The sequence below is a fragment of the Streptomyces bambusae genome (genome assembly GCF_019400985.1).
Lineage (GTDB): Bacteria > Actinomycetota > Actinomycetes > Streptomycetales > Streptomycetaceae > Streptomyces > Streptomyces bambusae_A.
Genome location: NZ_WTFF01000505.1, coordinates 1 through 3361, shown reverse-complemented (window position 1 = coordinate 3361; position 3361 = coordinate 1). Strand labels below are relative to the sequence as shown.

At 77.0% G+C, this 3361-nt stretch carries 2 protein-coding genes; both read right to left on the bottom strand.

Annotated elements, in window-relative coordinates; translation table 11 throughout:
• Window positions 1-110: 110 nt before the first annotated feature.
• Window positions 111-827, bottom strand: a complete 717-nt coding sequence (locus GPJ59_RS34780; protein ID WP_219672033.1) for a YoaK family protein — start codon at window positions 825-827, stop codon at window positions 111-113.
• A gap of 180 nt (window positions 828-1007) precedes the next feature.
• On the bottom strand, window positions 1008-3224 hold the full coding sequence (locus GPJ59_RS34775; protein WP_219672031.1) for a SpoIIE family protein phosphatase: 2217 nt from the start codon (window positions 3222-3224) through the stop codon (window positions 1008-1010).
• Window positions 3225-3361 lie beyond the last annotated feature (137 nt).

Genomic DNA, 3361 nt, shown 5'->3' with positions numbered 1-3361 from the left:
GCGCGGACCTGCCCGAGCGCGGGCGGCGGCCGCGACCTGCCGGTGGCGGCCGCGGTCCGGGCAGCCGGCCCGTCAGGCCGTGCTCAAGCCGTGCTCAGGTCAGGCCGTGCTCAAGCCGTACTCAGGCGGGGCCGGGTGAGGCGGTAGGCCGCGAGGGCCAGGACCAGGAGTGCCGCCGGGGCGAGCAGCTGGTTCACCGGCAGACCCGCCCCGACCATCGCGGCGCCCACCGCCCCGCCGGTGAACAGGGCCAGCAGCGACGCACCCCGCCGGAACCACGTCGCGGTGTCCCGCCCGAACGCGCTGTCGTGCCCCGGCACCGAGCCCAGGAAGGCGGTGAGGGTCCGGGTCGCCAGGGTGGTCGGCATGCCGGGGACACCGACCCGCATGCTCGTGACGTTGCGCATCCCCATCGCGCACGCCAGGACGCCGGTCACCGCCATCTGGCGGCCGGTCGGCGCGCCGTAGTGCGGCGCCAGACCCCACCCGACGACGGCCGCGCAGGCGATCAGCGCGCCCTCCGCCGCCAGTGCCACCACGAACCACCGCCGCCCGCGCGCCTGGACCGCGGCCTCCAGCCGCGCCCCGGCCACCACACCCACGGCGAAGGCGGCCAGCGAGACCGCGGGACCGAGGGTGGGCAGGTGGCCCGCCCCCGCGGCGCCGAAGGACAGGAAGAGGAGGTTGCCGGTCTGCATCGCGGTGAAGGCCGGCCCGAGCGCCAGCAGGCTCACCGCCTCGACCAGCCCGGTGACCGCAGTCAGGACGATCATGACCAGGGTGAGGGAGGACCGCGCTTCTTCGTCGCGCGCCGCGGCGGGTGCCATCAGCGGGCGGCGGAGGTCGTGCCGGGGTTCATGACGCCCGAGCGTGGCACGCGCACCCGGCCTGCGCACACGACGACACGCGCCGACCCGCCCGCGCCCGACCGAGCCCGACCTGGTCGTCAGGTGCTGGTCCGGGCCGACGCCCTGCCGACGCCCTCCCGACCCCCTGCCGACCGCCGTTCACGCCGTGCGGGCGGCCAGCAGCAGGGCGATGTCGTCCGGGCGGTCGGGTGCCTGCCCGGCCTTGCTGATCAGCCGGTCCGCGGTGTCCGCCAGCTGGTCCGGGTCGGCGTGCGCGAGCGCCCTGCGCAACTGCTCGACGCCGTCGTCGATGTCCGCGCCCGGCTGCTCCACGAGCCCGTCGGTGTACAGGGCGAGCACGGAACCCGGGTCCAGGACCAGCTCCGTGACCGGGTACCCGGCCTCGGCGTCCACGCCGAGCACCACGCCGCCCGGCAGGTCCAGCACCGCGGTCCGGCCGTCCGGTGCCCGCAGCAGGGGCTGCGGATGGCCGGCCCGGACGGCCTGGGCGGTGCCGGTGGCCGGGTCGAGCAGCACGTAGCAGCAGCTCGCGATCTGGCCGGGGTCGAGGTCGATGAGCAGCCGGTTGGTGCCGCCCACCACATCCTGCGGAGTGTTCCCGCTCAGCGAGAACGCCCGTACAGCGCTGCGCAGTTGCCCCATCGTCGCGGCGGCCGCCACCCCGTGCCCCTGGACGTCGCCGATGACCAGGGCCAGCAGGCCGTCGCCGGTCGTGATCACGTCGTACCAGTCGCCGCCCACGTCCATGCCCTGGGTGCCCGGCAGGTACCGGCCGACCGTGTCGACGTGCTCCAGCACCGGCAGCCGGTTCGGCAACAGCGCCGCCTGGAGCCCGCGGGCGAGCGCGGCCTCGGTGTCGTATCGCTGTGCCCGCTCCAGGGCCTGCGCGATGAGCCCGGCGAGCGCGGTGAGCACCGTACGCTCCTCCGGGCTGAAGCCGCGCGGCGCGTCGAAGCCGAGGATGCAGGAGCCGACCGGGCGGCCCGACGCGATCAGCGGCAGGAAGGCGCGGGCCCCGACACTGGCGTCGAGCAGGATGCCCGGGTAGGCGGCGGCCAACTGCTGCATCGACTCGAAGAAGATGGGCCGCCCGGTGGTCAGCGTCTCCACACCCGGCAGCCGCGCGTCCAGCCCCACTCCGTCGAACGGGTCGAGGAAGCCGGCGGGGAAGCCCGTCTCCCAGGCGAGGTGGAGGTGCTGCTCGCTGAGGAGGTAGATGGCGAGCTGCCGGCCGCCGAACGCCGGCAGCAGCTCCTCGGTGACCACCGCGGAGACCTGCTGGGCGGTCACCGCCTCGGTGAGAGCTATCGCCAGGGAGATGGGCCGGTAGAGCGCGGAAGCCCGGTCGGCGGGCGAGCCCAGGCCCTTGCCGGGCCCCAGCACCGAACCCGGCGCGTACACCGGCCGCTCGGCCGGGGTCAGCTGCACGGTCACCCCGACCCGGTCGGCGTACAACGCGACCGACTGCCAGACGCCGTACGGGTGGCGGGCCGGGAAGTCCACCGGTTCGCCGGACATCCACACCGCCCGGAGGTGGTCCTCGTGGGCGGGGCCGCCCAGCCACGGCAGGGCCTCCCACAGCTCGTGCCCGCACGGCTCCGGCCCCAGCAGGTCGCGGGCGCCGCGGTTGACGTACCGGACCCGGGCGAGCCGGTCCAGCCCGATCACGGCCTGCGGCAGCCGGTCCGCGGCCGCGCCGGGCGCGACGGCGAGCAGGCTCCCGGTCACCCGGCCGCCGTCCGTCCGGTCGAGTTCCAGCGTGGCGGGCTGCCCCTGCGCACCCTGCACCGGCAGCAGGTACGACCGCCCGGCCCGGCCCTCGACCAAGGCGCCCGCGGCGGCCCGCAGCCCGTCGAGGTCCGCGGCCGGCCAGCCGGCCACCAGCTCGGCGGGCGGTGGCCCGGCCGGGTCCCAGGAGAACCGCCCGGCGGCCGCCAGGGCCGGGGCGGGACGCAGCAGCGGCAGCTGGAAGCACCGGGGATCGTCGTCCCACGCCACGCGGACGCCCGCCGCGGACAGCCCGGCCAGCTCCCGGCTCAGCCGGGCGGCCGCCTCGCGCAGCCGCCGGCGGTCGGAGGGGCCCACCGGCCGGCCCGGGGTCGCCGGGCGCAGCACCATCAGCACCCCGAACCGGTCGTCGCCGTCGGCCAGCGGTTCGTACAGCGAACCGAACGGGTACGGCAGACCGGCCGCCAGCTGCGGGAAGCGGCGCATGGACGCCTCGGCGTCGGCGAGCAGCACGGCCTGACCGGAGCGGTAGGCCTCGGCGACGGGGTAGGGGCGGTTGACGACCGTCTGCCACCACGGGCGGAACAGCGGCCCCGGCAGCCCCGCCAGCACCGCCAGCCGCAGCATCGACGGGCTGTCGGAGCGCAGGTAGACCCCCCCCCCCGACCCCCCGACGGCCCCGCCCCCGCCCACCCTCGCCCCGGCGGGTACCCACGCCCGCGCGCCCCGGCCTGCCGGCCACACCCCCCGGATCGGCCCGGGCG